The sequence below is a fragment of the Nocardiopsis sp. EMB25 genome, from assembly GCF_026797795.1.
Lineage (GTDB): Bacteria > Actinomycetota > Actinomycetes > Streptosporangiales > Streptosporangiaceae > Nocardiopsis > Nocardiopsis lucentensis.
Genome location: NZ_JAMTDN010000001.1, coordinates 3,679,234 through 3,704,826 on the forward strand (window position 1 = coordinate 3,679,234; position 25,593 = coordinate 3,704,826).

General features: G+C 72.0%; 28 protein-coding genes. 13 read left to right on the forward strand and 15 right to left on the reverse strand.

Features of this window, described 5'->3' with window-relative positions; genetic code table 11:
• Positions 1-510: a DUF4383 domain-containing protein gene (locus tag KIK06_RS15875; RefSeq protein WP_268643796.1), complete on the reverse strand. Its 510-nt coding sequence runs from the start codon at positions 508-510 to the stop codon at positions 1-3.
• A gap of 96 nt (positions 511-606) precedes the next feature.
• On the opposite strand from KIK06_RS15875, the gene KIK06_RS15880 reads away from it, so the two are divergent.
• The gene (locus KIK06_RS15880; RefSeq protein WP_268643797.1) at positions 607-1,560 is read left to right on the forward strand and encodes a MerR family transcriptional regulator; all 954 of its coding nucleotides are present in this window, start codon (positions 607-609) and stop codon (positions 1,558-1,560) included.
• Positions 1,561-1,564: 4 nt separating this feature from the next.
• Here KIK06_RS15880 and KIK06_RS15885 read toward each other — a convergent pair whose 3' ends face one another.
• Positions 1,565-2,665: a polyprenyl synthetase family protein gene (locus KIK06_RS15885; protein ID WP_268643798.1), complete on the reverse strand. Its 1,101-nt coding sequence runs from the start codon at positions 2,663-2,665 to the stop codon at positions 1,565-1,567.
• Between the two features lie 146 nt (positions 2,666-2,811).
• Here KIK06_RS15885 and KIK06_RS15890 point away from each other — a divergent pair, with 146 nt between their 5' ends.
• The 8 genes from KIK06_RS15890 to KIK06_RS15925 all read left to right on the forward strand — a co-directional run bounded on the left by KIK06_RS15890 (position 2,812) and on the right by KIK06_RS15925 (position 9,811).
• Positions 2,812-3,312, forward strand: coding sequence for a MarR family winged helix-turn-helix transcriptional regulator (locus KIK06_RS15890; RefSeq protein WP_017599433.1), 501 nt, complete (start codon positions 2,812-2,814; stop codon positions 3,310-3,312).
• Between the two features lie 68 nt (positions 3,313-3,380).
• Positions 3,381-4,172 (forward strand): aminotransferase class IV family protein, encoded by a 792-nt coding sequence (locus tag KIK06_RS15895; RefSeq protein WP_268643799.1) that lies wholly within the window; start codon positions 3,381-3,383, stop codon positions 4,170-4,172.
• A 213-nt stretch (positions 4,173-4,385) separates the two neighbouring features.
• Positions 4,386-5,978: a BCCT family transporter gene (locus KIK06_RS15900; RefSeq protein WP_268646013.1), complete on the forward strand. Its 1,593-nt coding sequence runs from the start codon at positions 4,386-4,388 to the stop codon at positions 5,976-5,978.
• 45 nt (positions 5,979-6,023) lie between these two features.
• Positions 6,024-6,488, forward strand: a complete 465-nt coding sequence (locus tag KIK06_RS15905; RefSeq protein WP_017599436.1) for an Hsp20/alpha crystallin family protein — start codon at positions 6,024-6,026, stop codon at positions 6,486-6,488.
• Positions 6,489-6,637: 149 nt separating this feature from the next.
• Positions 6,638-7,276 (forward strand): copper chaperone PCu(A)C, encoded by a 639-nt coding sequence (locus tag KIK06_RS15910; RefSeq protein WP_268643801.1) that lies wholly within the window; start codon positions 6,638-6,640, stop codon positions 7,274-7,276.
• On the forward strand, positions 7,276-8,520 hold the full coding sequence (locus KIK06_RS15915) for a Dyp-type peroxidase (RefSeq protein WP_268643802.1): 1,245 nt from the start codon (positions 7,276-7,278) through the stop codon (positions 8,518-8,520). Before KIK06_RS15910 ends, KIK06_RS15915 begins: the two co-directional genes overlap by 1 nt.
• A gap of 25 nt (positions 8,521-8,545) precedes the next feature.
• Complete coding sequence (locus KIK06_RS15920) at positions 8,546-9,103, forward strand: hypothetical protein (protein ID WP_268643804.1); 558 nt, start codon at positions 8,546-8,548, stop codon at positions 9,101-9,103.
• Positions 9,104-9,274: 171 nt separating this feature from the next.
• On the forward strand, positions 9,275-9,811 hold the full coding sequence (locus KIK06_RS15925) for a sigma-70 family RNA polymerase sigma factor (protein ID WP_017599440.1): 537 nt from the start codon (positions 9,275-9,277) through the stop codon (positions 9,809-9,811).
• A gap of 209 nt (positions 9,812-10,020) precedes the next feature.
• Here the strand turns inward: KIK06_RS15925 and KIK06_RS15930 are convergent, their stop codons facing one another.
• From KIK06_RS15930 to KIK06_RS15945, 4 genes are all read right to left on the reverse strand, one after another.
• The gene (locus KIK06_RS15930; RefSeq protein WP_017599441.1) at positions 10,021-11,355 is read right to left on the reverse strand and encodes a M16 family metallopeptidase; all 1,335 of its coding nucleotides are present in this window, start codon (positions 11,353-11,355) and stop codon (positions 10,021-10,023) included.
• Positions 11,356-11,504: 149 nt separating this feature from the next.
• Entirely contained in the window at positions 11,505-13,796 is a 2,292-nt protein-coding gene (locus KIK06_RS15935) for a polyribonucleotide nucleotidyltransferase (RefSeq protein WP_268643805.1), read from the reverse strand.
• A 305-nt stretch (positions 13,797-14,101) separates the two neighbouring features.
• Complete coding sequence (gene rpsO / locus KIK06_RS15940) at positions 14,102-14,371, reverse strand: 30S ribosomal protein S15 (RefSeq protein WP_268643806.1); 270 nt, start codon at positions 14,369-14,371, stop codon at positions 14,102-14,104.
• A gap of 258 nt (positions 14,372-14,629) precedes the next feature.
• Positions 14,630-15,574: a bifunctional riboflavin kinase/FAD synthetase gene (locus KIK06_RS15945; RefSeq protein WP_026127759.1), complete on the reverse strand. Its 945-nt coding sequence runs from the start codon at positions 15,572-15,574 to the stop codon at positions 14,630-14,632.
• A gap of 182 nt (positions 15,575-15,756) precedes the next feature.
• On the opposite strand from KIK06_RS15945, the gene KIK06_RS15950 reads away from it, so the two are divergent.
• Both KIK06_RS15950 and KIK06_RS15955 read left to right on the forward strand, forming a co-directional pair.
• Positions 15,757-16,617: an alpha/beta fold hydrolase gene (locus tag KIK06_RS15950; RefSeq protein ID WP_268643808.1), complete on the forward strand. Its 861-nt coding sequence runs from the start codon at positions 15,757-15,759 to the stop codon at positions 16,615-16,617.
• A 51-nt stretch (positions 16,618-16,668) separates the two neighbouring features.
• On the forward strand, positions 16,669-16,914 hold the full coding sequence (locus KIK06_RS15955; protein WP_268643809.1) for a hypothetical protein: 246 nt from the start codon (positions 16,669-16,671) through the stop codon (positions 16,912-16,914).
• Here the strand turns inward: KIK06_RS15955 and KIK06_RS15960 are convergent.
• The 9 genes from KIK06_RS15960 to rimP form a co-directional block, all read right to left on the reverse strand.
• Complete coding sequence (locus tag KIK06_RS15960; protein WP_327084686.1) at positions 16,896-17,129, reverse strand: type II toxin-antitoxin system RelE family toxin; 234 nt, start codon at positions 17,127-17,129, stop codon at positions 16,896-16,898. The genes KIK06_RS15955 and KIK06_RS15960 overlap by 19 nt on opposite strands.
• A 43-nt stretch (positions 17,130-17,172) precedes the next feature.
• Positions 17,173-17,466 (reverse strand): type II toxin-antitoxin system Phd/YefM family antitoxin, encoded by a 294-nt coding sequence (locus KIK06_RS15965; protein WP_268643810.1) that lies wholly within the window; start codon positions 17,464-17,466, stop codon positions 17,173-17,175.
• A gap of 57 nt (positions 17,467-17,523) precedes the next feature.
• Complete coding sequence (gene truB / locus KIK06_RS15970) at positions 17,524-18,411, reverse strand: tRNA pseudouridine(55) synthase TruB (protein ID WP_017599448.1); 888 nt, start codon at positions 18,409-18,411, stop codon at positions 17,524-17,526.
• 72 nt (positions 18,412-18,483) lie between these two features.
• The gene (rbfA, locus tag KIK06_RS15975) at positions 18,484-18,921 is read right to left on the reverse strand and encodes a 30S ribosome-binding factor RbfA (RefSeq protein ID WP_017599449.1); all 438 of its coding nucleotides are present in this window, start codon (positions 18,919-18,921) and stop codon (positions 18,484-18,486) included.
• 2 nt (positions 18,922-18,923) lie between these two features.
• Positions 18,924-19,220, reverse strand: coding sequence for a DUF503 domain-containing protein (locus KIK06_RS15980; RefSeq protein ID WP_017599450.1), 297 nt, complete (start codon positions 19,218-19,220; stop codon positions 18,924-18,926).
• 82 nt (positions 19,221-19,302) lie between these two features.
• Positions 19,303-22,329: a translation initiation factor IF-2 gene (gene infB / locus KIK06_RS15985; RefSeq protein ID WP_268643812.1), complete on the reverse strand. Its 3,027-nt coding sequence runs from the start codon at positions 22,327-22,329 to the stop codon at positions 19,303-19,305.
• A gap of 212 nt (positions 22,330-22,541) precedes the next feature.
• Positions 22,542-22,871, reverse strand: coding sequence for a YlxR family protein (locus tag KIK06_RS15990; RefSeq protein WP_040689826.1), 330 nt, complete (start codon positions 22,869-22,871; stop codon positions 22,542-22,544).
• A 13-nt stretch (positions 22,872-22,884) separates the two neighbouring features.
• Positions 22,885-23,886, reverse strand: a complete 1,002-nt coding sequence (gene nusA, locus KIK06_RS15995) for a transcription termination factor NusA (protein WP_017599454.1) — start codon at positions 23,884-23,886, stop codon at positions 22,885-22,887.
• A 24-nt stretch (positions 23,887-23,910) separates the two neighbouring features.
• Positions 23,911-24,393: a ribosome maturation factor RimP gene (rimP, locus tag KIK06_RS16000; protein ID WP_017599455.1), complete on the reverse strand. Its 483-nt coding sequence runs from the start codon at positions 24,391-24,393 to the stop codon at positions 23,911-23,913.
• Between the two features lie 235 nt (positions 24,394-24,628).
• Here rimP and KIK06_RS16005 point away from each other — a divergent pair, with 235 nt between their 5' ends.
• Both KIK06_RS16005 and KIK06_RS16010 read left to right on the forward strand, forming a co-directional pair.
• Positions 24,629-25,108, forward strand: coding sequence for a ferritin-like domain-containing protein (locus KIK06_RS16005; RefSeq protein ID WP_017599456.1), 480 nt, complete (start codon positions 24,629-24,631; stop codon positions 25,106-25,108).
• Between the two features lie 23 nt (positions 25,109-25,131).
• Positions 25,132-25,557: a ferritin-like domain-containing protein gene (locus KIK06_RS16010; RefSeq protein ID WP_268643814.1), complete on the forward strand. Its 426-nt coding sequence runs from the start codon at positions 25,132-25,134 to the stop codon at positions 25,555-25,557.
• The last annotated feature ends 36 nt before the right edge of the window (positions 25,558-25,593 follow it).

Here is a 25,593-nt window from a genome sequence, read left to right on the forward strand (position 1 = left end):
TCAGCCCGCCGCGCCGACGGCCGCGTCCCGGCGCCGGTTCCTGCGCTCGCGGCGCCGCTCCCGGGCGATCCGGTAGGGGTTGTCCTCCGGCAGGCCGCCGCTCACCCTGCCGTACATGCCGAAGGTCATCACCATGAGACCGACCACGAAGCTGAAGACCACGTTGGGCATCGAGAAGGCGAGGATGTTGGGGCCGGCACCCATCAGGTAGAGGTTGGCCAGACCGCTCGCCACGAACAGCAGGCCCACCGCCGTGCACACGGTGGAGGCGAAGGCGCCGCCGAGCACGGCCGCCCCGACCAGGAGCGAACCGAACGCCACCGAGACGAAGCTGAGCGCGCCGTTGGTGGACAGACCCGCGATCACCTCGCCCTGGGTGTCGAACAGCGGAAGCCGGATCATCAGACCCGCCACGCCGAAGCCGATGAGCACGAGTCCGGTCAGCGCCGCCCCCGCCCGGTGGACGGCGGCCAGGCGTCGTTCGGCCGAACGCTTCGCATCGTGTTCCATCGCTGCACCCCTTTCGGTGTCGTCCCAGCTAGAGTCGGTCGCACGCGACCAAGGCCACAAGTCGCACCGCTTTCGCAACGTTTCGGGAGGTGTGCCGTGCCCGACGCGCTCACCCCCGGGGCGGCGGCCCGTCTGCTCGGCGTCGCGCCCTCGACCCTGCGCAGCTGGGACCGGCGCTACGGCGTCGGGCCCCGTGGCCGCAGTCCGGGCGGGCACCGCCGCTACACGCCCGATGACGTATCCCGGCTGCGCGAGCTGTGCCGTCTGGTCGGCGAGGGGATGGCCCCCGCCGACGCCGCGGAGCGGACGCGCGACGGCGGCGTCACGACGCCGCGCCCTCCCGCGCCTCCGCTCCCCCGGGCCGCCGGGGGGCCGACCGGGCGGACGACCCCGACCCTCCAGGGCGTGGCGCACGCGGCGATGCGCCTGGACGCCGCCCTGGTGGAGGAGATCCTGGAGGACGCCCTCCGGTCCAGGGGCGTGGTGGCCGCCTGGGAGGAGCTGGCGATGCCCCTGCTGTACGGGATGGGCCGCAGGTGGGAGGCCACGCTGCGGTACGTCGAGGTCGAACACCTGTTGTCGTGGTGCGTGTCGTCCGCGCTGCGCCGGGTCCGCGGACCCGCCCGCGCGCCGGCGGCCGAGCCGTACGGGGACCGTCCCGTGCTCCTGGCCTGCGGCCCGCACGAGATGCACAGCCTCCCCCTGGAAGCCCTCGCCGCCGCGCTGCGGGAGGCCGGGGTGTCCCACCGGGTGCTCGGCGCCTGCACCCCGTTGGAGGCGACGGTGGCCGCGGTGCGCCGCCTCGCCCCCCGTGCGGTGGTCGTGTGGTGCCACGGGGCCGACCGCGCGGGTGAGACGGCCGTACTGGCGACGGCGCGCGCGATCTCCGGTTCCCGGCCGAGGACCCGCCTGTTCACCGCGGGGCCCGGTTGGCGCCCGGTGGCCGGGGCCGAGCGGGCGCGCGACGGCCACCTCACGTCACTGGGCGACGCCGTCCGCGTCCTGGCGCCCCGCGCGGAGTCCTCGGCGGCGGTCGCGCCGGACCGCTGAGGGGTCAGCCGCCGAGGGTCTCCACACCCTCGGAGGGTGCGGCGGCCGCCGCACCGAGCAGACGCAGCGCCTCGGCGGCGCGGGGGCCGAGGACGAGACCGTCCAGGCGCGCGGCGCCCCTGGCGGCGAGGTCCCGTCTGCGCCTCTCGACCTCGTCGCGCGCGCCCACGCGGTCGAGGGCGGCGACGACCGCCCCCACCGTCGCGTCGTCGGGATCGGCGCCGGGGTCGGCGATGAGGCGCGCGGCCTCGGCGTCGCCCCGTTCCTCGGCCAGCCGCAGCCCGGCCGACATCAGCAGGGTGCACTTACCGTCACGGATGTCCTCCCCCGGATCCTTGCCGGTGCGCGCGGGATCCGCGTACACGCTGTCCACGTCGTCGCGGAGCTGGTAGGCGGTACCGATGTCGACGCCGTAGTCCCGCAGGGCCCGGACGACCCCGTGGTCGGCCCCGGCCATCACCGCGCCCAGGTGCAGGGGGCGCTCCACGCTGTAGGCGGCGGTCTTGAGGCGGTCGATCCGCAGTGCCGTCGCCTCGGAGCGCTCGCGCCGCGCCGGCGCCCGCACGTCCAGGAACTGCCCAGCGATGAGTTCGGTGCGCATCCTCCGCCAGACCGCCCGTGCCTCCTCCCGGGTGGCCAGCCCGGCCAGGGCCTCGTCGAGCATGTCGTCGGCCCAGACCAGGGCGAGGTCCCCGGCGAGGATCGCCATGCCCTCCGCGTACCGCCGCTCCTCCCCCGCGTACCCGTGGGAGCGGTGGGCCGCCGCGTGCGCCGCGTGCACCGAGGGCGCGCCCCTACGCAGGTCGGAGCCGTCCATGACGTCGTCGTGAATGAGTGCCCAGGTCTGCACGAGCTCCAGCGCGGCACAGGCGCGAAGCGCGCGGCGGGCGTCCGCGCCGTCGTCGGCCCCGCCCCCCGCGAGCCACCCCCACCAGGCGACCACCGAACGCAGCCGCTTGCCGCCCAGAGCGAAGCCCGCGACGGAGGCGGCCAGGTCGCGGCCGAACTCGCCATCGGCCTCCCCCGCTTCCCGGACACGGCCCCCCAGGTAGTCGCGCAGGTCCTCCTCAACGGCGGACCTGACGGGGGCGACGAGCTCTGCCATGGCTGCGGATCGGGTGATGGTGGCCTCCTCGGGAAGAACCGGCCCAGGCTACCGCTCCCCCGACCGGACGCCGCCGCCGGAGCACGACACGTCCTAGAATCCTGGGTAGGACCGGACCAGCCGGTCACCGACCCGCCAGGAGCTCCATGGAAACGGCGCCGGCCTCGCCCCCCGGCGGACCCGATGCCGGATCGCGGACCGAACTCTACGACGCCCTCCAGGACGGCGGTCAGCGGCTCGCGGTCGGTCTGGTGCGCCTCCTGCACCGGATGGCGGCCCTCAGCGGCATGAACCCGACGGACTTCCAGTGCTACACGCTGCTGCGCGTGTCCGGCACCCTCACGCCGGGGGAGATCGCCGACAGCCTGTGCCTGTCCACGGGGTCGGTCACCGGGGTCCTCGACCGGTTGGAGGAACGGGGCCTCGTGGAGCGGACCCGGCACCCCGGGGACCGGCGCAAGATCGCGGTACGGCTCACCGAGGGAGCCGACCGGCTCGCCTCCGCCTCCTCCCCCGGCATGCGCGCGGCCATGACGGAACTGCACGACCACTACTCCGACGGTGAACTGGCCGTCATCGCCGACTGGCTGGACCGCGTCGGCGCGACGCTCGACGGTGTGGTCCGCGCTCCGCGCCCCCCGGCCTGAGGTCCTTCCGTAGGCTCGTGCCGGAAACCCGGGTGACCCAGGTCCCGTAATGCCATGATGGGGACGACATGGAACTGAACGGACGCCCCGTCAGCACCGGGGAACTCGCCGGCCTCGCCCTGTACGGATACGGACACTTCACGACCATGCTCGTCACGGACCTGCGCGTCCGGGGTCTGGACCTGCACGCCGAACGCCTCGCCCGCGACTGCCGCATCCTGTTCGGCACCGAACTGGACCTGCCGCGCGTGCGCGAACTGGCCCGCCGCGCCGCCCGGTCCCACCCCTCGCCCCGCGTCGTGCGCGTGACCGTCTTCGACCCGGACATGGACCTGGGCCGTCCCGCCGCACGCGCGTTCCCCCAGATCCTGGTCACCACCCGCCCCGCGCCCGACCCGAACGCCCCGCCGCGCCCCCTGCGCCTGGGCACCCGGCCGTTCACCCGCGACACGCCCCAGGTCAAGAGCACCGGTCTGTTCGGCTCGGTCCACCAGCGCCGCGCCGCCCAACTCGACGGCCACGACGACGCCCTGTTCACCGGGGCGGACGGCCGCGTCGCGGAGGGGCCGACCTGGAACATCGGCTTCCTGGACGGCGGCGGCCTGGTCTGGCCGCAGGCGCCGTGCCTACCGGGCGTGACCGCGCAGCTGGTCGAACGGGCCGCCGTCGGCCTGGGGATCCCGGTCTCGACCCGGGTCGTCCCCACAGCCTCCTGCACACGGATGGCGGGCGCGTTCGTCACCAACGCCACGACCGGTGTGCGCCCGGTGACCGCGATCGACGGCGTCCACCTGCCGCGTTCGGTCCTCATCGACCGGCTCGCCGAGGCCTACTCCGCCCTCCCCGGCCAACCGCTCTGACCCACCCCACGGCCCCGTTCGTCACGGTCCGTGGCGGAACCTCCCGCGACGCGCCAGCCGGGCACACCACTCGGTCTCCCCCTACCATCCGGAATACGCCGGCCGTGACCTGCACGGACGACACATCGACACCGGACACCGCCGTCCCGGCCAGCAGGGCAGCCGACCCTCCGGGGCTGGGGAGGAGCCACCATCTCAACCCTGCGCGACTACATACGGGAACACACCAACCCCGCGGTCTTCGGCGTATCCGGAGTCGTGATCCTCACCTTCGTCACCGTCGGCATCGTCGCCACCGACCCGCTTCTCAACGCGGCGACGGCCACCCGCGACTGGATCGGGAACCAGCTCGGCTGGATCTACGTGCTGTGCACGACGTTCTTCCTCGTCCTGGCCGTCTTCCTCATGCTCAGCAAGTTCGGCCGGATCCGGCTCGGCCCCGACGACTCACGGCCGGAGTTCAGCACCCTGGCGTGGTTCGCCATGCTCTTCACCACCGGCATGGGCATCGGCCTGGTGTTCTGGGGCGTCTCCGAACCCATCCACCACCTGACCTGGCCGAGGAACTCCGACTTCCTCGTGCCCGAGGGCGAGGCTCCGCCGGTGGAGGCCGCCGACGAGGCGCTCGCCCTGAGCTTCTTCCACTGGAGCTTCCACCCGTGGGCGATCTACATCGCGCTCGGGATGTCGCTGGGCTACTTCACGTTCCGCAAGAACCTGCCGCTGCGTCCGGCCTCGGCCCTGTACCCGCTGATCGGCGACCGCGCGTTCGGCTGGCCGGGCAACCTCGTGGACATCCTGGCGGTGTTCGGCACGCTCTTCGGCCTGGCCACCTCCCTGGGCCTGGGCACGCTCCAGATCAACGGGGGGCTCAGCCACGTGTTCGGGCTGCCGGTCAACCAGATGACGCAGTCGCTCATCATCGTCGTCATCACCGGCATCGCCCTGCTGAGCGTCCTGGCCGGGATCGACAAGGGCATCCGGCGCCTGTCCGTCATCAACCTGTGGCTGGCGTTCGCGCTGCTGGTCGTCATCTTCCTGTTCGGGCCCAAGCTGTGGATGATGAGCACCATGACCACGGCCGCGGGGGAGTACTTCGCCGCGCTCATCCCGCTCAGCCTGTCCTTCCCGAGCCCGCTCGCCGATCCGCAGGCGGCCCAGTGGACCACCACGTGGAGCATCTTCTACTGGGGTTGGTGGATCTCCTGGGCGCCGTTCGTCGGCATCTTCCTGGCCCGGATCTCCTACGGGCGCACCATCCGCGAGTTCGTGGTCGGCGCCCTGTTCGCCCCGGTGATCGTCTCCGTCCTGTGGTTCGGCGTCTTCGGCGGGTCCGGGCTGTACTACGAGCTCTTCGAGGGCGCGGGACTGTCCGCGCTCAACGAGGAGGACCGCGCGTTCCGGCTCGTGGACGCGATGTTCACCTTCTCACCCGTGATGGGCGACGCGATCGCGCTGCTGCTCATCCTCGTGGTCACGATCTTCTTCGTCACCTCCTCCGACTCCGGCTCACTGGTGGTCGACACGCTGACCAACGGCGGCGACACCCACCCGGTGAGGGGACAGCGCGCGTTCTGGGCGATCTCCGAGGGCGCGGTGACGCTGGTCCTGCTCGTCCTGGGCGGCGAGGACGCCCTGGCCGCCCTCCAGGCCGCCGCGGTCGTGACCGGTCTCCCCTTCGCCGTGATCCTGCTGTTCATGCTGTGGGGCCTGGGCAGGGCGCTGGCCGAGGAACCGCCGCCCGACGCCGCACGGGGCCGGTCGGTCCAGGAGCGGCGCACCACCCCCCGACCCCGGAGCGAGTGACGGCCGCGTGGCCCAGCCGGAGACCGAGACCCGCAGGAGGCGGACGTGACACGCAAGAAGTTCGGCAACCCCTTCCACGGGGTGATGGACATGATCACCGAGATGAACCGGATCTCCGAGACCATGTCCTCGAGCGAGATCAGCCACGCCGGGGAGCGCGAACGCGGCTTCGCCGACGCCTGGAGCCCGCCGACCGACATCCTCGCGCGCGGCGACGACCTGGTGATCCGCTGCGAGATGCCGGGGGTCTTCGAGGAGGACGTGACGGTCAGCCTCAGCCAGAACGTCCTCACCATCAGCGGCCAGCGCCGCCGGGACGAGGACGACGTCGTGTACTACTCCTCGGAGCGGTACATGGGCGCGTTCCGCCGCGACATCAGCCTCCCCGAGAACATCGGGGACGAGGACGTCGAGGCGACCTACGGGGAGGGGCTGCTGGAGGTGACCGTGCACGGCGCGGCCAACGCCGCCGTACCCACCACGATCTCGATCAGCAGGCGGCGCCGCTGACCCGGGCCCGCCGAGCGCCGCGGCGGGCCCCGTACGGACACGGACTTCTCCTCACCGGCTCTGTGACCCCACGGCGGGAACCGGGCGCGGCCCCAGGGCGACTGTCACGGTGAACGGCCGCGTCCGCGGCCCGACCACGGAGTCATCCGATGCACCAGCGCACGACCCGTTCCGCCACCGCGGCGGCCCTGTTCGCCCTGGCCCTCAGCGCCTGCGGTGGGAGCGGCGAGCAGGAGGACAACCCCGCCGAGGAGGTCGCCGCGGACGCCACGGCGGCCGACGGCTTCGAGATCACCGACCCCTGGATCAAGGCGGTCACCCAGGACGAGGGCATGACCGGTGTCTTCGGTGAGATCACCAACAGCTCCCAGAGCGAGCTGACCGTCGTCGCCGCCGAGGCCGACGGCGCGGACATGGTGCAGCTCCACGAGGGCACCCTGGAGGGCGCCGACGCCAGCATGAGCGAGATGGAGGGCGGCTTCGTCGTCCCGGCCGGCGGTAGCTACCCCCTGGAGCCCGGCGGGGACCACATCATGCTCATGGAGCTGACCCGGGACCTGGCGGCGGGCGACGAGCTCACCGTCACCGTGGAGTTCGAGGACGGCTCGACCACCACCTTCGACGCGGCCATCCGCCCCTACACCGGCGCCAACGAGGACTACGGCGACATGGAGGGCGACGGCACGGGCGACATGGAGGACATGGACGAGGGCCACGAGGGCCACGGCGACGGCTCGGGCACGGGCGAGGACGGTGGCGGCTCCGACGACGGATACGGGGACGAGTGATGGCCGCCCCCGAACCCGACGACGCACGCGGCGGCCGGATGAGCCGCCGGGGCCTGCTCCTGGGCGGCGCGGCCGGACTCGGGGCCGCGGGGATCGGCGCGGCCGGGGCCACCGCGGCGCACCGGCTGGTCGGTGGCGCCGACCCGGCTCCCGGATCGGAGTCGGCGCCCCCGCACGGCGGCCGGACCGTGCCGTTCCACGGTCGGCGCCAGGCCGGGGTGGAGACGCCGCCGCAGGCGCACGCCACGTTCGTCGCGCTCGACCTGAACGAGGACGCCGACGCCGACGCCGTGCGGCGGCTCATGGTCATCCTCAGCGACAACGCCGCCCGCCTCACCCAGGGCGCCCCCTCCCTGACCGACACCGAGCCCGAACTGGCCGAGGTCCCGGCCCGGCTGACCACCACCTTCGGGTTCGGGCGCGGGTTGGTCGAACGGGTGGACCCCGACGCCGTGCCCGAGTGGCTGGGGCCGCTGCCGGAGTTCGACCGGGACGACCTGCGCCCGGAGTGGGGCGGGGGCGACCTGCTCGTCCAGGTCTGCGCGGACGACCCGGTCACCGTCTCGCACGCCGTGCGGATGATGGTCCGGGACGCCCGCCCCTTCGGTCGGCCGCGCTGGTCCCAGAGCGGGTTCCGGCGCTCCTACGGCTCCCAGCCGGACGGCACCACGATGCGCAACCTCATGGGCCAGGTGGACGGCACCGTCAACCCGAAACCGGGGACGGAGGACTTCGACCACCTCGTCTGGGGCGGGAACGGCCCGGACTGGATGGCCGGCGGCACCAGTGTCGTGCTGCGTCGGATCGCCACCGACCTGGACACCTGGGACGAGATCGACCGGCCCGCCCGTGAGGCCGTGGTGGGGCGCCGTCTGGACAACGGCGCCCCGCTGACCGGTGAGAACGAGCACGACGAGGTGGACCTGGCGGCCACCGGCCCCGACGGCCTGACCGTCATCCCGTCGTTCGCGCACGTGCGGCGGGCGCGGACGGGCGACCCGGACGAGCGGATCTTCCGCCGCGGCTACAACTACGACCTGCGCGACGGCACCGGGGGCGAGGCCGGACTGCTCTTCGCCTCCTACCAGGCCGACCCGCTGCGCCAGTTCGTCCCCATCCAGCGCCGGTTGGACGAGCTCGACCTGCTCAACGAGTGGGTCACGGCCGTGGGGTCGGCGGTGTTCGCCGTTCCTCCCGGATGCGAGGAGGGGGGATACGTCGGCGCGACACTCCTGGAGGGATGAGCTCCGGGATGCCAGTATGAGTTCCATGACGGAGCGCCCACCGCTGCGCACGGTACGCGCCGGGGTCTTCACCTCGGTGTGCGCTTCGGTGTCGGTGGGCGGTCACTCCCTCTCGTCCGGGCACGGTGTCCCCCTGGGCGGCCTGATCGTCGGATCGGCCCTGGTCTACGCGGTGGCCTGGGCCGTGACCGGCCGGGAACGGGGACTGGGCGCGATCGCCGGCTGGATGGCCTGGTCCCAGTCGGCGCTCCACCTCGTGTACACGACCGCGCAGTCCGCGGGAGGCCACCACGGCTCCTACGACGAGGCGCTGGCGGCCGCCTCCGGCAGCGGCGGCATGCTGGCCGTCCACGCGGCCGCCGGCGCGGTGTGCGCCTGGTGGCTGCGCCAGGGCGAGGCCGCACTCTTCGCCTACCTGCGTCTGGTCGCCGTCGCGCTGCTGCCGCTCCTGGCGCTGGCCACGGTGTCTCCTTCGCCGCCCCGACCGCGGACGACGGGGTCGGCGGCGCCCCCGCGCGGCCGGGAGACCGTGCTCTACCTGCGGCACAGCCTGGTGCTGAGGGGTCCTCCGGCGTTCTGCTGAGGCCCGTCCCGCGTACCGCCCACGAGCGCCGCCGCACCGGCGCGGCCCCGGGCGCCCGCGGGTCCCGGTTCGGGCAGACGCCTCCGCTCCCGTCCCACGCGCTTCGCCCCTGGTCGGCGCAGTCCGCCACCGGGCCGGCCGAACGCGTCCAGAACCAGGAGAGAGCCCCCCATGCCTGTCGAGACCACCCCTCCGGACGGCGAACTGGAGCGCCTGGCCTTCGCCGCGCGCGACGGATCCGCCGCCGCCCTCGACATCCTCGTCCGCAGGACCAGGCCCACCGTGATCCGGCACATCGCCCGCCGGGTGCCCGCCGGCCGGGTCGAGGAACTCACCCAGGAGACCTACCTGCGGGCACTGCGCAGTCTGCCCCGGTTCGCCGGTCGGGCGCCCGTGCGGTCGTGGCTGCTGGCGATCGCCCGCAACACCGTCGCCGACGGCTACCGCAGCGAGGCGGCCCGGCCAAGGTGTGTCAGCCTCAACGACTGGGACCGGTTGTCCGTGCGGTTCACCCGCTTCGACGAGCACCTGGCCCTGCTCGACCTGTTGAACGGGCTCACTCCCGAACGGCGGCAGGCGTTCGTACTCACGCAGGTCGAGGGCCTGACCTACGCCGAGGCGGCGCGGATCGCCGGGGTTCCCGTGGGGACCATCCGCTCACGGGTCTCCCGGGCCCGGGAGGACCTGCTGCGCGGGTTCACCGGCTGACCGGCTGCCGAGCGGGGCGGTTCCCGAGGTGTCCTTCCGCGGTCCGTGGAAGGACACCCCGGGCTGGTCCGGGCGCCGCCGGGGTTCCTACGGACGGGGCCGAGCCGTAGGCGTCCGTTGAGGCTGCCCGCCCCGCCGCGAAACGGCCCCTCGGGCGGTGGAGGGCGGCGGGCGGGCCGAAGCGCGGCGGAGGACCAGAACACGCGCCTCTAGAACTCGCGGTCCTTGTCGTAGGGACCGATGACCGCCAGCGCGCGCGGACGCGCGAGCAGTTCGGCGGCGGCCTCGGCCACGTCCTGCTCGGTCACGGCGTCGAACAGCGCCAGATCCTCGTCGATCGACAGGTGACGGGGGTGGTTGAGCTCGTGTCCGAGCAGCCGCCCCATCCGGGCGTTGGTGCCCTCGTTGCCCAGCACCCACGTGCCCTGGATCTGCCCCTTGGCCCGGGTGAGCTCCTCGGCGGTGATCCCGGCCGCGGCCACCTTCGCCAGCTCGTCCCGGCACACGCCGATGACCTCGTCGGCCTTCTCCGGCAGGCAGCCCGCGTAGATCTGGAACGTCCCGGTGTCGGCGTAGCCCATGTGGTAGGCGTGCACGGCGTAGGCCAGGCCGCGCTTCTCCCGCACCTCCTGGAACAGGCGGGAGGACATGCCGCCGCCGAGGGCGGCGCTGAGCAGCCGGACCGCGTGCCAGCGGGAGTCGGTGCGCGGCAGGCCCTCCGATCCCAGGATGATGTGGGCCTGCTCGGTCTCGCGCGGCTCCACCACCGTGCCGCCGAACGTCTGCACCGGGCCGCCCGCCAGGCGCGGGCGTGCCGGTCGGGCGTCCCCGGCGGCGGCGAGCTTGTCGGCGAACATCTCGCGGACCCGGGCCACCACCTCGTCGTGGTCGAGGCTGCCGGCCGCGGTCACCACCAGCTCGCCGGGCACGTAGGCGGACCCGTACTGTTCGAGGATCCGCTCGCGGGGCAGAGCGCGGATGGTGTCGATCGTGCCGAGGATCGGCCGCCCCAGCGGGCTGTCCCCGAAGAAGTGCGCGGCGAAGACGTCGTCCACCAGGTCGGCGGGCTCGTCCTCGTACATGGCGATCTCCTCCAGGATCACGCCGCGCTCGGTCTCCACCTCGCCCTCGTCGAGTACCGAGTTGGCGACCATGTCACCGACCACGTCGATGGCCAGCGGCAGGTCCCGGTCGAGCACCTTGGCGTAGTAGCAGGTGTGCTCCTTGGTGGTGTAGGCGTTGTGGTCGGCGCCCACACCGTCGAGGAGCGCGGAGATCTCCATCGCCGAACGCGTCCGGGTCCCCTTGAACAGCAGGTGCTCCAGGAAGTGCGCCGAGCCCGCGTGCGCCGCGTCCTCGTCGCGCGAACCCGTGGTCGCGGAGATCCCGAAGGCGGCGGACCTCCCCCCGGGGACGTCCTCGGTGACCACCCGCAGGCCGCCGGGCAGCACGGTACGCCGCACGAGACCGGACCCGCGTTCGGGCTCCAGCAGCGTGACGGTGGTGCCCGGCTCCTGCTCGGCGGCGATGGGGACAGAGCTCATGAAACCTTCTTCTTCGCGTCGTTGGTGCGCTGGATCGGTCCGTGTGCGGTGCGCGCCCCACCGGTCCGGCGGAGTATAGGCGGCGGGGGCGGCCACACCACCGGTGCGACCGCCCCCATCAGCTGACTTCTCCGATCAGATCCGGCCGATCAGGTGTTCTCGGAACGGCTGGAGGAACGGCGGCGCCGGCGGCGCGGCGCGTCCCCGCCCTTCTCGGCGGGCTTGTCGTCACCGGACTCGGCGGCGGGCTCCTCGGCCGCCGGGGCGGACTCGGCCTCGACCACCTCGACCGGGACCAGCGACAGCTTGCCGCGGTCGTCGATCTCGCGGATCTCGACCTGGATCTTCTCGCCGATGCTGATCACGTCGTCGAGGTTCTCGATCCGCTTGCCGCCGTGCAGCTTGCGGATCTGTGAGATGTGCAGCAGGCCGTCCTTGCCGGGCAGCAGCGACACGAACGCGCCGAACGTGGTCGTCTTGACGACGGTGCCCAGGTAGCGGTCCCCGACCTCGGGCATGGTCGGGTTGGCGATCTGGTTGATCGTGTCCCGGGCGGCCTCGGCGGACGGGCCGTCGGTGGCGCCGATGTAGATCGTGCCGTCGTCCTCGATGGTGATCTCGGCGCCGGTGTCGTCCTGGATCGAGTTGATCATCTTGCCCTTGGGGCCGATGACCTCGCCGATCTTCTCCACCGGGACCTTGACGGTGAGGATGCGCGGAGCGTTCGGGCTCATCTCGGCCGGACGCTCGATGGCCTCCTGCATGACGTCGAGGATGGCCAGACGGGCGCCGCGCGCCTGCTGGAGCGCCAGCGCGAGCTGCTCGGCGGGGATGCCGTCGAGCTTGGTGTCGAGCTGGAGCGCCGTGATGAGCTCACGGGTGCCGGCGACCTTGAAGTCCATGTCGCCGAACGCGTCCTCGGCGCCGAGGATGTCGGTCAGCGTGACGAACTCGTCGCCCTCGCTGATCAGACCCATGGCGATGCCGGACACCATCTCCCGGAGGGGCACACCGGCCGCCATCAGGGACATGGTGGAGGCGCAGACCGAACCCATCGAGGTGGAGCCGTTGGAGCCCAGCGCCTCGGACACCTGCCGGATGGCGTACGGGAACTCCTCGCGGGAGGGCAGGACCGGGAGCAGGGCCCGCTCGGCGAGCGCGCCGTGACCGATCTCGCGCCGCTTGGGCGAGCCCACCCGGCCGGTCTCACCGGTGGAGTAGGGCGGGAAGTTGTAGTTGTGCATGTAGCGCTTGGTCTTCTCCGGGTTGAGCGTGTCAACCGTCTGCTCCATGCGCAACATGTTGAGCGTGGTCACACCCAGGATCTGGGTCTCGCCGCGCTCGAAGAGGGCCGAGCCGTGCACCCGCGGCAGGATGCCGACCTCGGCGCTCAGCGAACGGATGTCCTTGGGGCCGCGGCCGTCGATACGGACCTTGTCCCGCAGCACGCGCTCACGCATGAGCTGCTTGGACAGGGAGCGGAAGGCGGCGCCGACCTCCTTCTCGCGCCCCTCGAAGGCCTCGCCGACCTTCTCGACGGCGACGGCCTTGACGCGGTCCAGCTCGGCTTCGCGCTCCTGCTTGTCCGCGATGGTCAGCGCCTTGGCCAGGTCCTCACGGACGGCGGAGTCGACGGCCTCGTAGGCGTCGTCCTCGTAGTCCAGGAAGACCGGGAACTCGGCGACCTCGCGGCTGGTCTGCTCGGCCACGGCGGCCTGGGCGCGGCACAGGACCTTGATGAAGGGCTTGGCGGCCTCCAGGCCCTCGGCGACCGTCTGCTCGTTCGGGCCGACGGCGCCCTCGGCGACCAGCTTCAGGGTGCGGGTGGTGGACTCCGCCTCGACCATCATGATCGCGACGTCGCCGTCCTCCAGGACGCGCCCGGCGACGACCATGTCGAAGGTGGCGTTCTCCAACTCGGAGTGGGTGGGGAAGCCGACCCACTGGCCCTCGATCAGGGCGACGCGCACGCCGCCGATCGGGCCGGAGAACGGGATGCCGGAGATCTGCGTGGACATCGAGGCCGCGTTGATGGCGACGACGTCGTACAGGTGGTCCGGGTGCAGGGCCAGGATCGTCTCGACGATCTGGATCTCGTTGCGCAGGCCCTTCTTGAACGACGGGCGCAGCGGCCGGTCGATCAGGCGGCAGGTGAGGATGGCGTCCTCGGAGGGACGGCCCTCGCGCCGGAAGAAGGAGCCGGGGATGCGGCCCGCGGCGTACATGCGCTCCTCGACGTCCACCGTCAGCGGGAAGAAGTCGAGGTTGTCCTTGGGACGCTTCGAGGCGGTGGTGGCGGACAGGACCATGGTCTCGTCGTCCAGGTACACCGTCGCCGAACCGGCGGCCTGCTGAGCCAGCCGGCCGGTCTCGAAGCGGATGGTTCGGGTGCCGAAGCGACCGTTGTCGATCACGGCTTCGGCCGAGTACACGCCCTCCATGGGCGACCTCCTACTACACGTTCTCGGGGCGCACCCGGCGGGTCCGTGCCCGGGGTGCGCTGATGTCTCGTCCCGCGTCCGTGCCCCGGAGTTGATGACGGCCGGTCATCGATCGAAGTCCACGGAGCCCGACGTGGGGCGTCCGGAGACCACTACCGAGGACCGGCCTCGACTCTGCGGCCGAGGGAAGGATCGCGGGTGTACCTCTGTGAACTTGTGGTATCCACACGCGGCGGCGTCAACCGGCGCGCGTGTCACACCTTACTAACAAAGCGGGAGCGGCCGAAGCCACTCCCGCGAGCCACCTAGCGGCGCAGACCCAGACGCTCGATCAGCGAGCGGTAGCGGGTGATGTCCTGCTTGGCGATGTACTTGAGCAGACGGCGGCGGCGGCCGACCATCAGGAGCAGGCCACGACGGCTGTGGTGGTCGTGCTTGTGGTCCTTGAGGTGCTCGGTCAGCTCGGTGATGCGGTGCGTGAGCAGCGCGACCTGGACCTCAGGGGAGCCGGTGTCGCCCTCGGAGGTGGCGTACTCGGCGATGATCTTTTCCTTGGTGGCGGCGTCGATCGACACAGCGCTCCGTTTCTTCGTTGTCGGTACGCGGGAAGGGCCCGGCCGAGCGGCCGGGGTCAGACGCGGTGACCGCGCGTACGAACAGTCACCGTCGCGTGCGATGGGCGCGGGCCCCGCCACGGGCGTGGGCGCGCCTCGATCCCGGATTCGGGCCCCCGGAAGGAGGACCGGCCGCGGGGCACACGTGGACGCCACCCAGCCTACCGCAAACGGCGAGGTGAAAGCCCCTTCGCGGGGGAGGGCGGGTGGCCGCTCAGCTCACTCGGACAGGACGTCGCGGCAACGGTCCACGTCGCGCCGCATGGCCACGATCAGCTCGTCGATGCTGTCGAAGCGCTCCTGGCCGCGGATGTGCTCGGCGAACTCCACGGCCATGTGGGCGCCGTAGAGCTCCAGGTCGTCGCGGTCCAGGGCGTAGGCCTCCACGGTCCGCTCCGCGCCGTCGAACGTGGGGTTGGTACCCACCGAGATCGCCGCGGGCCACCGCGACTCCCGCCCCTCGGACGGGGACGTGTGGCTGAGCCAGCCCGCGTACACGCCGTCACCGGGGACCGCCGCGTGCGGAGTGAGATTCATGTTGGCGGTGGGGAAGCCGAGCAGTTCGCGCCCGCGCGCGGCGCCGTGGACGACCCAGCCCTCCACCCGGTGCGGGCGGCCGAGCAGCCCGGCCGCGCTGGCGACGGCGCCCTCGTCGAGCAGGGCGCGCACGCGCGTGGAGGTGACGGTGGCGCCGTCGGTCACCAGACTCACCCCGTCGGCGGTGAAGTCGTGCTTGTTGCCGAGTTCGGACAGCACGGCCACGTTCCCGGCCGCGCGGTGCCCGAACCGGAAGTCCTCGCCCACGACCACGGCCGCGGCGTGCAGGTGGTCGACCAGGACGGTCTGGACGAACTCCTCCGCGCTCAGGGCGGAGAGCTCCTCGGTGAACGGCAGGACGCAGACGGCGTCGGCTCCGTGCTGTTCCAGCAGCTCCACCCGCCGGTCCATCGGCGTGAGCACCGACGGCGTGCTACCGCGCAGGACTGCCTGGGGATGCGGGTCGAACGTGACGACGACCACGGGGAGTTCGAGCGCGTGCGCCCGACGCGCCGCGGTCGCGATGACCGCCTGGTGGCCGCGGTGCACGCCGTCGAAGACGCCCATCGCCACCACGGACCGGCCCCACCCCGGGGGAACGTCTCCCAACCCAACCCATCGCCCCACCTGAGGACTCCCTTTCCGCGCCTGTGCCGTACGACCGCGCGATGCTCCGTGGGCGCGCGGTCCCCTGGGAACAAGGGTGCCATGTCGGCCCCAGCTCCGTGCACGCCCGGGCGCTCCGAAGTCCCCTCTGCCCGTGGCAGAAGCGGGTTGGCGCGGCGTCGGGGGTCCCGTAGGTTCACCGCATGGCGAGAATCACCATCGGTCGGACGAGTCTGGGCTACGAGGAGAAGGGGACGGGGTCCCCGGTCGTCCTCGTGCACGCCGCGGTCGGGGATCGGAGCATGTGGGACCACCAGTTCGAGGCGCTGGCGCGGCGCCACCGCGTGGTGCGCTACGACTGGCGCGGGTACGGCGAGTCGGACGACACCGGGGGGCCGGTCGCCCACTACGAGGACCTGCTGGCCCTGATGGACGCGCTGGGCATCGGGCGGGCCGCCCTGGTGGGCGCGTCGATGGGCGGCGGGCACGCGGTCGACGCGGCGCTGGTCGCACCGGAGCGGGTCACCGGCCTGGCGTTGGTCTGCGCCGGGATGACCGGTCGGGAGTGGCCGGGGAGCTTCACCGAGGCCGCGGGGCGGGCGATGGCCGGAGCCGTTCCCAAGGAGCGCCTGGCACGGTACCGGGAGGGGCACGCCGACCCCGATCCGGCGGACGTGGCGGCGATGGCGCAGGCCCAGGCGCGGTTCGTCGCGCTCGGCCCGCGGCGGGGTCCGGAGGATCTGCCCGCGCCGGTGTGGGAGCGGATCCTGGAGCTGTACCGGACGACCTTCCACCGGATGTGGAGCGGGCCGCCGACCACGATGCGCTCACCGGAGCCGCCCGCCGAGGGCCGCCTGGCGGAGATCGGTGTGCCGACCCTGGTGGTCAGGGGCGGGTGCGACGTTCCCGAGATCCGGGAGGTGTCCGACCTCTACGCGGCGGGCGTCCCGGGCGCGCGCCTGGTGGAGCTGCCGGACGCGGGCCACCTGCCGTCGGTCGAGCGCCCGGAGGAGCTGACCGAGGTCCTCGGCGGGTTCCTGACAGAAGCGGCTCCTTCGAGCTGACTTCTGTGGAAACACACCCATCGCGAGACTGCCACCGCTACGTTACGTAACGTGGACAAGGCAAGGCCCGAAGAACTGGCGGATGATGTTACGACCGCCGCCAAAAACAAACTCGCGCAAGCCCGCCTCACCGAACTGGTCGCTGCTTTGGAAGCGGAGAACGGCCCGGTGAGTGCGGATCAGATTCAAGCGGTCCTTGACATCATCCGTCGGGCCCATGATGAGCAAGGAATCACAGTACAAGGCCCGACGGCAACCCCTGCTGAGCCCCTGGGGGATCAGCGCCTCCCCGAGTAACGATAGGCATCCGCCCTGCCCTGAACATCGAGCACGATGATCGTGTGCGCCGCCTCGTCGATTCGGTAGCGCACACGGTACGTGGAGCGGCGTGCCACCCATTGCCCGCTGAACGGGGTTCGGAGCGGCTTGCCCACCTTCCGTGGCGCTGTTCGAAGGTCTCCGTTCGCCAACTCCCACACAGCTGAAGCGATCTTCATCGGGAGTTCCTCCATCAGTGCCCGACGGGCAGGACGCGCCAGGACGAGGTTGTATCGATCACTCACGCTTGTCCTCGCGCTCTGCTCGCTCACGCAGGAGTTCGACCATCTCCTCAGCGGTCGTCACGTCGCCCGCTTCGATTGACTCCTCGGCCTCACGCAGGCGTTCCTGTTCCTCAGAGCTTTCAAGCAGGGCGAATGTTTCCAAGAGCGACTCGTAGTCGTCCACAGAGATCACCACGGCCGACGGCTTCCCGTTACGCGTGATGGTGACCGAGTCATGGGTTCTCTCGACGTCATCGACGATCTTGGACAGGTTGTTTCTGACCTCGGCCAGCGGCATCGTCATCATGTACATGATTCTAGCCAAGAGCAGAGCTTCATGTACATGATTCACGCCAAGAAAGAATCACGCCGGGTCGAAGACCACCACCGGCTTCATGTGGTCGCGCCGGTTCTCCCCCAGCGCGACCACCCGCCCGTCCGGCGCGAACAGCCCCACCGGACCCGACCCCAGCGAACTCGGGTCGATCCGGTTGCCGTGGCGGATCCGCTTGGTCTCCTCCTCGGTGAGCGTGCGCACCGGGAACGCCGCCGCCACCGCCCGGTCCAGCGGGACCTGCGTGAACTCCTGCGCCAACTGGTCCAGGGTGCGCGCCGCGGACAGGTCGTAGGGCCCCACCCGGGTACGGCGCAGCGCGGTCAGATGGCCGCCCACGCCCAGGTCCGCGCCCATGTCGCGGGCCAGCGACCGGATGTAGGTGCCGCTGGTGCAGGTGACCGTGGCGTCCACGTCCACGAAGGTCCCCTCCCCGTCGGCCACCCGGCGGATGTCGGACACCGTGAACTCCGCGACCGTCACCTCCCGCGCCTTGAGCGCGACCTCCTTGCCCTCGCGGGCTGACTTGTACGCCCGCTTGCCGTCCACCTTGATCGCGCTGACCTGCGGCGGAACCTGCTGGATCCGGCCGGTCAACCGCGCGGCGGCCCCGCGCACGGCGTCGTCGTCCACACCGGCGGCGTCCGCCCGGACCCCGGGCTCGCCCTCGGCGTCGTCGGTGTTGGTCGTCAGACCCAGGCGGATGGTCGCCTCGTAGGTCTTCTCCGTGAGCGTGAGGTGGCCCAGGAGCTTGGTGCCCTTCTCGATCCCCAGCACCAGCACACCGGTCGCCATCGGGTCCAGCGTGCCCGCGTGGCCCACCCGACGGGTCCGCGCCAGTCCGCGCGTCTTGGCGACCACGTCGTGCGAGGTCCAGTCGGCGGGCTTGTCGACGACCACGACACCGCTCTCGGCCATGGATCTCCTCAGAAGAAAACGGGGGCGGCGGCGCGCGTGCGCCGCCGCCGGGATGTCACGCGTTCGGGGACGCTACTCGTCCTCGTCCTCGGGGCGGGGAGCCCTGTACGGGTCGGCCTCCCCCGCGTGCCGGGCGCCGGTGGCCCGCTGGGCCACCTCCTCGTCGGACTGGCGGGCCTTGGCCAGCAGTTCCTCGATGTGCTGGGCGTTCTCCTGCACCTCGTCGACGACGAAGGTCAGGCTCGGCGTGTGCCGGATACCGGTCTGGCGGCCCACCTCGCTGCGGATCACGCCCTTGGCGCTCTCCAGAGCGGCCGACGTGCCCGCCTTCTCCTCCGGGGTGCCGAACACCGTGTAGTACACCGTGGCGTCCCGCAGGTCGGCGGTGATCCGGGCGTCGGTCACCGTCACGAAACCCAGGCGGGGGTCCTTGATCCGCCGGTCCAGCATCTCGGCGACGACGCGCTGGATGCGGTCGGCGATCTTCCGCGCGCGTGCGGCGTCAACCATGGTCAGTCTTCCTCTTCATTGAAGAGCCGCTGCCTGGCGGACAACAGCTCCAGTTCGGGGCGGGCCGCGACGAACCGTTCGCAGGCGTCCATCAGCTCCCGCACGTGCGCGGCGCTCGGCGCGACCACCGCGACGCCGATCTTCGTCCGCCGGTACAGATCGTGTTCCCCGGCCTCGGAGACCGCCACCAGGAACTTGCGGCGCAGGTCGGCGATGACCGGACGCACCACCGAACGCTTCTCCTTGAGCGAGTGGACGTCACCGAGAAGGACGTCCAGGGTCAGCGCCCCAACGTACAAATGATCACCTGTGATGTGTGTGAACCGTCAAAGGCGGGGCCCCGGCCGCTCGGCCGGGGCCCCGTGGATCAGCTTCGCGGCACTAGTCGCGGGGCTTCTCCTGCATCTCGTAGGTCTCGATGACGTCCTCGATCCGGATGTCGTTGTAGCCGACACCGATACCGCACTCGAAGCCCTCGCGGACCTCGGTCGCGTCGTCCTTGAACCGACGCAGCGACTCCACGGTGAGGTTCTCGGAGATGACGACACCGTCGCGGATGAGCCGCGCCTTGGCGTTGCGGCGGATGAGGCCGTCGCGGACGATCGAACCGGCGATGTTGCCGATCTTCGGCACCTTGAAGACCTCGCGGATCTCCGCGCTGCCGAGCTGGACCTCCTCGTAGACCGGCTTGAGGAGACCCTTGACCGCGGCCTCGATCTCGTCGATGGCCTGGTAGATCACCGAGTAGTACCGGATGTCCACGCCCATGCGGTCGGCGAGCTGGCTGTTCTTGCCCTCGGGCCGAACGTTGAAGCCGACGATGATCGCGTCCGCGGAGGCCGCCAGGTTGATGTCGTTCTGCGTGATCGCGCCGACACCGCGCCCGATGACCCGGATGCTCACCTCGTCGCCGCCGGCGTCGATCTTGAGCAGCGACTCCTCCAGCGCCTCGACCGAACCGGACATGTCACCCTTGATGAGGAGGAGCAGCTCGGAGCGCTCGCCCTCCTTGAGGTGGTCCTGCCAGGTGTCGAGGGTGACCCGGCGGGCGGAACGCGCCTGCTGGGCGAAGCGCTCGCGCGCCTCACGCTGCTGGGCGATCTGCCGTGCCACCCGGTCGTCCTTGACGACCAGGAAGTTGTCACCGGCGCTGGGCACGTTGGTGAGCCCCAGCACCTGCACCGGACGGGACGGCTCGGCGCTCTCCACGTTCTGGCCGTGCTCGTCGAGCATGGCGCGGACGCGGCCGTAGGCGTCACCGCACACGATCGAGTCGCCGACGTTCAGCGTGCCGCGCTGGACCAGCACCGTGGCCATGGAACCGCGGCCGCGGTCCAGGTAGGCCTCGATGGCCAGACCCTGGGCGTCCATCTCCGGGTTGGCCTGGAGGTCCAGGGCCGCGTCGGAGGTCAGGACGATGGCCTCCAGCAGGGCGTCGATGTTCTCGCCCTTGAGGGCGGAGATGTCGACGAACTGGACGTCGCCGCCGTACTCCTCGGCGACCAGGCCGTACTCGGTCAGCTGCGCGCGGACCCGCTGCGGGTCGGCGCCCTCGACGTCGATCTTGTTGACCGCGACCACGATCGGCACCTCGGCCGCCTTGGCGTGGTCGATGGCCTCGGCCGTCTGCGGCTTGACGCCGTCGTCGGCGGCCACGACCAGCACCGCGATGTCGGTGACCTTCGCACCACGGGCACGCATGGCGGTGAACGCCTCGTGACCGGGGGTGTCGATGAAGGTGATCTTGCGGTCCTCTTCGTCCACGACCGTGGAGACCTGGTAGGCACCGATGTGCTGGGTGATACCGCCGGCCTCGCCGCTGACGACGTTGGTCTTGCGGACCGTGTCCAGCAGCCTCGTCTTACCGTGGTCGACGTGACCCATGACGGTGACCACCGGCGGCCGGGGCCGCAGGTCGGCGTCGGTGCCGTCGTTCTCACCGAACTCGATGGAGAAGGACTCCAGCAGCTCGCGGTCCTCGTCCTCGGGACTGACGACCTGAACCGTGTACTTCAGCTCCTCACCGAGCAGCTGAAGGGTCTCGTCGGGCAGCGACTGGGTCGCGGTGACCATCTCGCCCAGGTGCATCATGACCTGGACCAGCGACGCCGGGTTGACGTCGATCTTGTCACCGAAGTCCGACAGCGAGGCGCCGCGGGACAGGCGGATGACCTGGCCGTTGCCGCTCGGGATCTTGACGCCGCCGAACGACGGGGCCTGGAGGTCGTTGAACTCCTGACGCCGCTGCTTCTTGGACTTGCGGGCACGCCCGGGACGACCGCCGGGACGCCCGAAGGCACCCGCCGTGCCGCCGCGACCGCGACCGCCGCCACCGGGACGACCGCCGAAGCCGCCCGGACGACCGCCGCCGCCACCGGGACGCGGACCCGCACCCGCGGGGGCTCCCCCGCGACCGCGGCCACCGCCGCCGGGACGACCGCCGCCGCCACCGCGACCGCCGCCGCCGGGCGGGGTCGGGCGGGACGCGGGCATGTTCATCGGGCTGGGGCGCGGACCGCCGGGACGCGGGCCCGGACGCGGGGCGCCGCCGCCCGGACGCGGAGCGCCGGCGGCACCGCCCGGACGGGGGGCGCGCTGGTCGCCGCCGCCCTGCGGACCGCCAGGACGCGGGCCGGGACGGGGACCGGGACGCGGAGCGCCGCCACCCGGACGCGGAGCGCCACCACCGGGACGGGGGGCGCGCTGGTCGCCGCCGCCCTGCGGACCGCCAGGACGCGGGCCGGGACGGGGACCGGGACGCGGGGCGCCGCCCCCCGGACGCGGAGCGGCGGGCTTGGCGCCCATACCGGACGCGTTGGACGCGAACGGGTTGTTACCGGGGCGCGGGCCGGCCGGACGCGGACCGGCCGGACGCGGACCGCGGCCACCCTCGGGACGGCCGCCGCGTTCACCACGCTCACCGCGCTGCGGGCGCTCGCCACGCTGCGGGCCGGGCTTGGGCGCGCCGCCGGGGCGCGGAGCCTCGCCGCGGGGACCCTTCGGGCCGGGCTTGGGCGCGCTGCCGGGACGCGGGGCCTCGCCCTGCGGACTCGGCTTGGCGGCCGGCTTCGGGGTCTCCTTCGGAGCCTCCTTCGGGGCCTCGCCCTGCGGACCCGGCTTGGCGGCCGGGCGCGGACCCGGCTTGGGCGCGGGACCCGGCTTGGGGGCCGCGGCGCGCGCGGAACCCTCGGACGCGGCGGGACGCGGACCCGGCTTGGGAGCCGATCCGCTCTTCTTGCCGCCCTCGGAACCGTTGTTGAAAGCTTCCTGCAGGCGTCGAACGACGGGCGCCTCTATCGTCGAGGACGCCGAACGAACGAATTCGCCCATCTCGTTGAGCTTGGCCAGGACGGCCTTGCTCTCTACTCCGAACTCCTTGGCGAGTTCGTACACCCGGACCTTCGCCACTACTCTCCTTCAGCTTCGGTCCGGGACATGGGCACGTGCCGGACCGTCGTTAGCTTGAGTTACTCATCGCTGCGTACTCATCAGGCGCTCATCGCAATCTCGACCTGCTTCCTCATCGCTACACAACAATGGGCCGGTTCTGCGTGCCGACACAGCACCGCACGCCGACCACGGTTACTACAACACCGTCGGCCGGCTCAGACATTCCAACCCTAACCGGAATACCCCCCGGATCCGCCACTCGGGGTGGCGCCGATCAACGCCTCCACACGTGAGAGGTCCCACCCGGTGGAGCCCCCTCCGTCGCGGCTCCGGAAGGCGCGTGCCCACACCCTGCGACGCACGGCGAGCTCGAGGCACCGCCGGTCGTCGTGCAGGTAGGCACCGCGCCCGGGACGTCGACCCCGGGTGTCGGGCGTGATGGCCGTGCCCTCGGCCACCAGCCGCACGAGGTCGGACTGGACTGCCCGTGACCGGCACCCCACGCACGTGCGCACGGGTCGGTCAAGACCGCCTTCTCCCACCTTATCGCGTCGGGACACGGGCGCGACCCGATTATTCGCCCGCGGCGGCGCCGTCGGCGTCCGCCCCGGCCCCGTCGGCGGGCTCGGCGTCGGAGCGGATGTCGATGCGCCATCCGGTGAGTCGGGCCGCCAACCGGGCGTTCTGCCCCTCCTTGCCGATCGCCAGGGACTGCTGGTAGTCGGGCACGACGACACGCGCGACCCGGGCCGCCATGTCCAGGATCTCCACCGAGTTCACCCGGGCGGGCGACAGGGCGTTGGCCACGAAGACGGCCGGGTCGTCGGAGTAGTCGACGATGTCGATCTTCTCTCCGTGCAGCTCGGCCATGACGTTGCGGACACGGCTGCCGAGCGGGCCGATGCAGGCGCCCTTGGCGTTGACGCCGCCGCGGTTGGAGCGGACGGCCATCTTGGTCCGGTGCCCGGCCTCACGGGCGATCGAGGCGATCTCCACGGTGCCGTCGGCGATCTCGGGCACCTCCAGCTCGAAGAGCTTGCGGACCAGGTTCGGGTGGGTCCGCGACAGGGTGACCGAGGGGCCGCGGTGACCCTTGCGGACCTGCACCACGTAGGCGCGCAGGCGCTCGCCGTGGGTGTAGGTCTCCGTCGGCACCTGCTCCTGGGGAGGCAGGATGGCCTCGATCTTGCCGAGGTCCACCAGCACGTTCCTGGGGTCCTTGCCCTGCTGGATGATGCCGGAGACGATGTCGTGCTCGCGCCCGGCGAACTCGCCCAGGGTGAGCTCGTCCTCGGCGTCACGCAGGCGCTGGAGGATGACCTGCTTGGCGGTGGAGGTCGCGATCCGACCGAACCCGGTGGGGGTGCCGTCGTACTCGCCGACGACCTCGCCCTCCTCGTCGAGCTCGGCCACCCACACGGTCACGTGGCCGGTGGAGCGGTTCAGCTCGACGCGGGCGCGCTTGTCGGCGCCCTCCTCACGGTGGTAGGCGATCAGCAGGGCGTCCTCGATGGCCTTGGCGACCAGCTCGACCGCGATGTCCTTCTCGCGCTCCAGGCTGCGCAGGACACTCATGTCAATATCCACGGGGCTCCCCCTCTAGTCCGCCGCGTCGGCGTCGGCGTCGCGGCGGAATTCCACCTGTACCTTGCCCTTGGCCAGTTCGGCGTGGGCGAAGGTCCGGGGCTGACCCTTGACGTCCAGGGTGACCCCCCGGTCGTCGGCGTCGGTGACACGGCCGGTGACCTCGCCGCCCTCGGCGAGGGTGGCCTTCACCAGTCGGCCGCGGGAGCGGCGCCAGTGGCGGGGCTGCGTCAGGGGCCGGTCCACGCCGGGAGAGGTGACCTCCAGGACGTAGGGAAGCTCACCCATGACGTCGGAGGCGTCCAGGGCGTCGTTGACGTCCTGGGAGACCTCGCCCACCGTGTCCAGGTCGACCCCGTCGTCGGAGTCCACGACCACACGCAGCACCCGGCGCTTTCCCGCCGGTGTCAGGTCGACGGCCTCCAGGTCCAGTCCGGCCTTGGCCAGTACCGGCTCCAGCAGCTCGGCGATGCGCTCGAGACGCGCCTGCGCTCCCATGTCGTGTCTGCCCCTCCAACAACGGCGAAATCCCGCCCACTCGGCCTGTGGCCGCTGTACCGGGGCGGTCCAGCTCTGTACGTAGTCTGCGACATATCCCGCGCGTCGCGTCGCGACGGCGGTCGTGCTGCAAGGGTATCCACTCCCGGACACGTTCCAGGTCGCCGACGGTGGACGGGGCGCGTCGAAACGCGCGTGGGCCGTGGAAAGATGGGGCCCGATGAGAGGAGACCGCGTGGGCCGAAGCGACGTCAGCCGCCGTACGGCACTGGGTGTGGCGTTGGCCGTGGGATTGGCCGGATGCGGCCGCACCGAGTGGTACCCCTCCGACGTGACCCCCGAGGAGCACGTACTGCGTGCGATGATCCGGGAGAAGGAGCGGACGGTGACGCGCTACCAGACGGCTCTGGCGAACGGCACCGGCCCGGAGGAGCTGCTCAACCGCATCCTGGAGCACCACCTGTCCCACGTCGACGCGCTCATGGACGCCCTGCCGGAGAGTTCGGCGACCGAGGGCGAGGAGACCCCCGAGGCGGAACTCCCCGCCCCGGACGCGGCACTGGACACGGCCGGGCTGCGCGCTCTGGAGGCTGCCGCGGCGAGCGCGCGCGTCGACCGGGCCCTGGCCGTCGCCGACCCGGGGCTGGCACAGCTGATCAGCGGGATCGGCGCGTGCGAGGCCGGGCACGCGCACCTTCTGGACCAGGCGGACTGAGCGGATCGAGAGGACGGGCGCAGGTGAGCGAGACGACGGACGTCCCCGGGGCCCTGGCCGAGGCGCTCGGCGCCGAACACGCCGCCGTGTACGGGTACGAGTACCTGCGCGGGGTCGCCGGGGACCAGGGGCGCCGCGACGCGGCCGGGGAGTACTCCCGCCTGCACAAGGCGCTGCGCGACACGCTGCACGACGCCGCCGTGGAACTGGGCGTCGGGCCCGAGACCGCCCGGTCGTCGTACCCGCTGCCCTCGGACCAGGACGCGGCGAGTCTCGACGCGTACGCGGTGGGGATGGAGGAGACCACGGCCAGGGCGTACGTCTGGTTGACCGCCGCCGACGACCCCGCGCTGCGCTCGACCGCGGCCCGCGCGCTCCAGGCGGCCACCGTGCGCGCGCTGGTGTGGGGCGGCGGGCTCGACTCCCTGCCGGGCTTCGAAGAGGCCTGACCGCCCCGCGCGCCCCAGGGGGCTGGGGGAGCACCG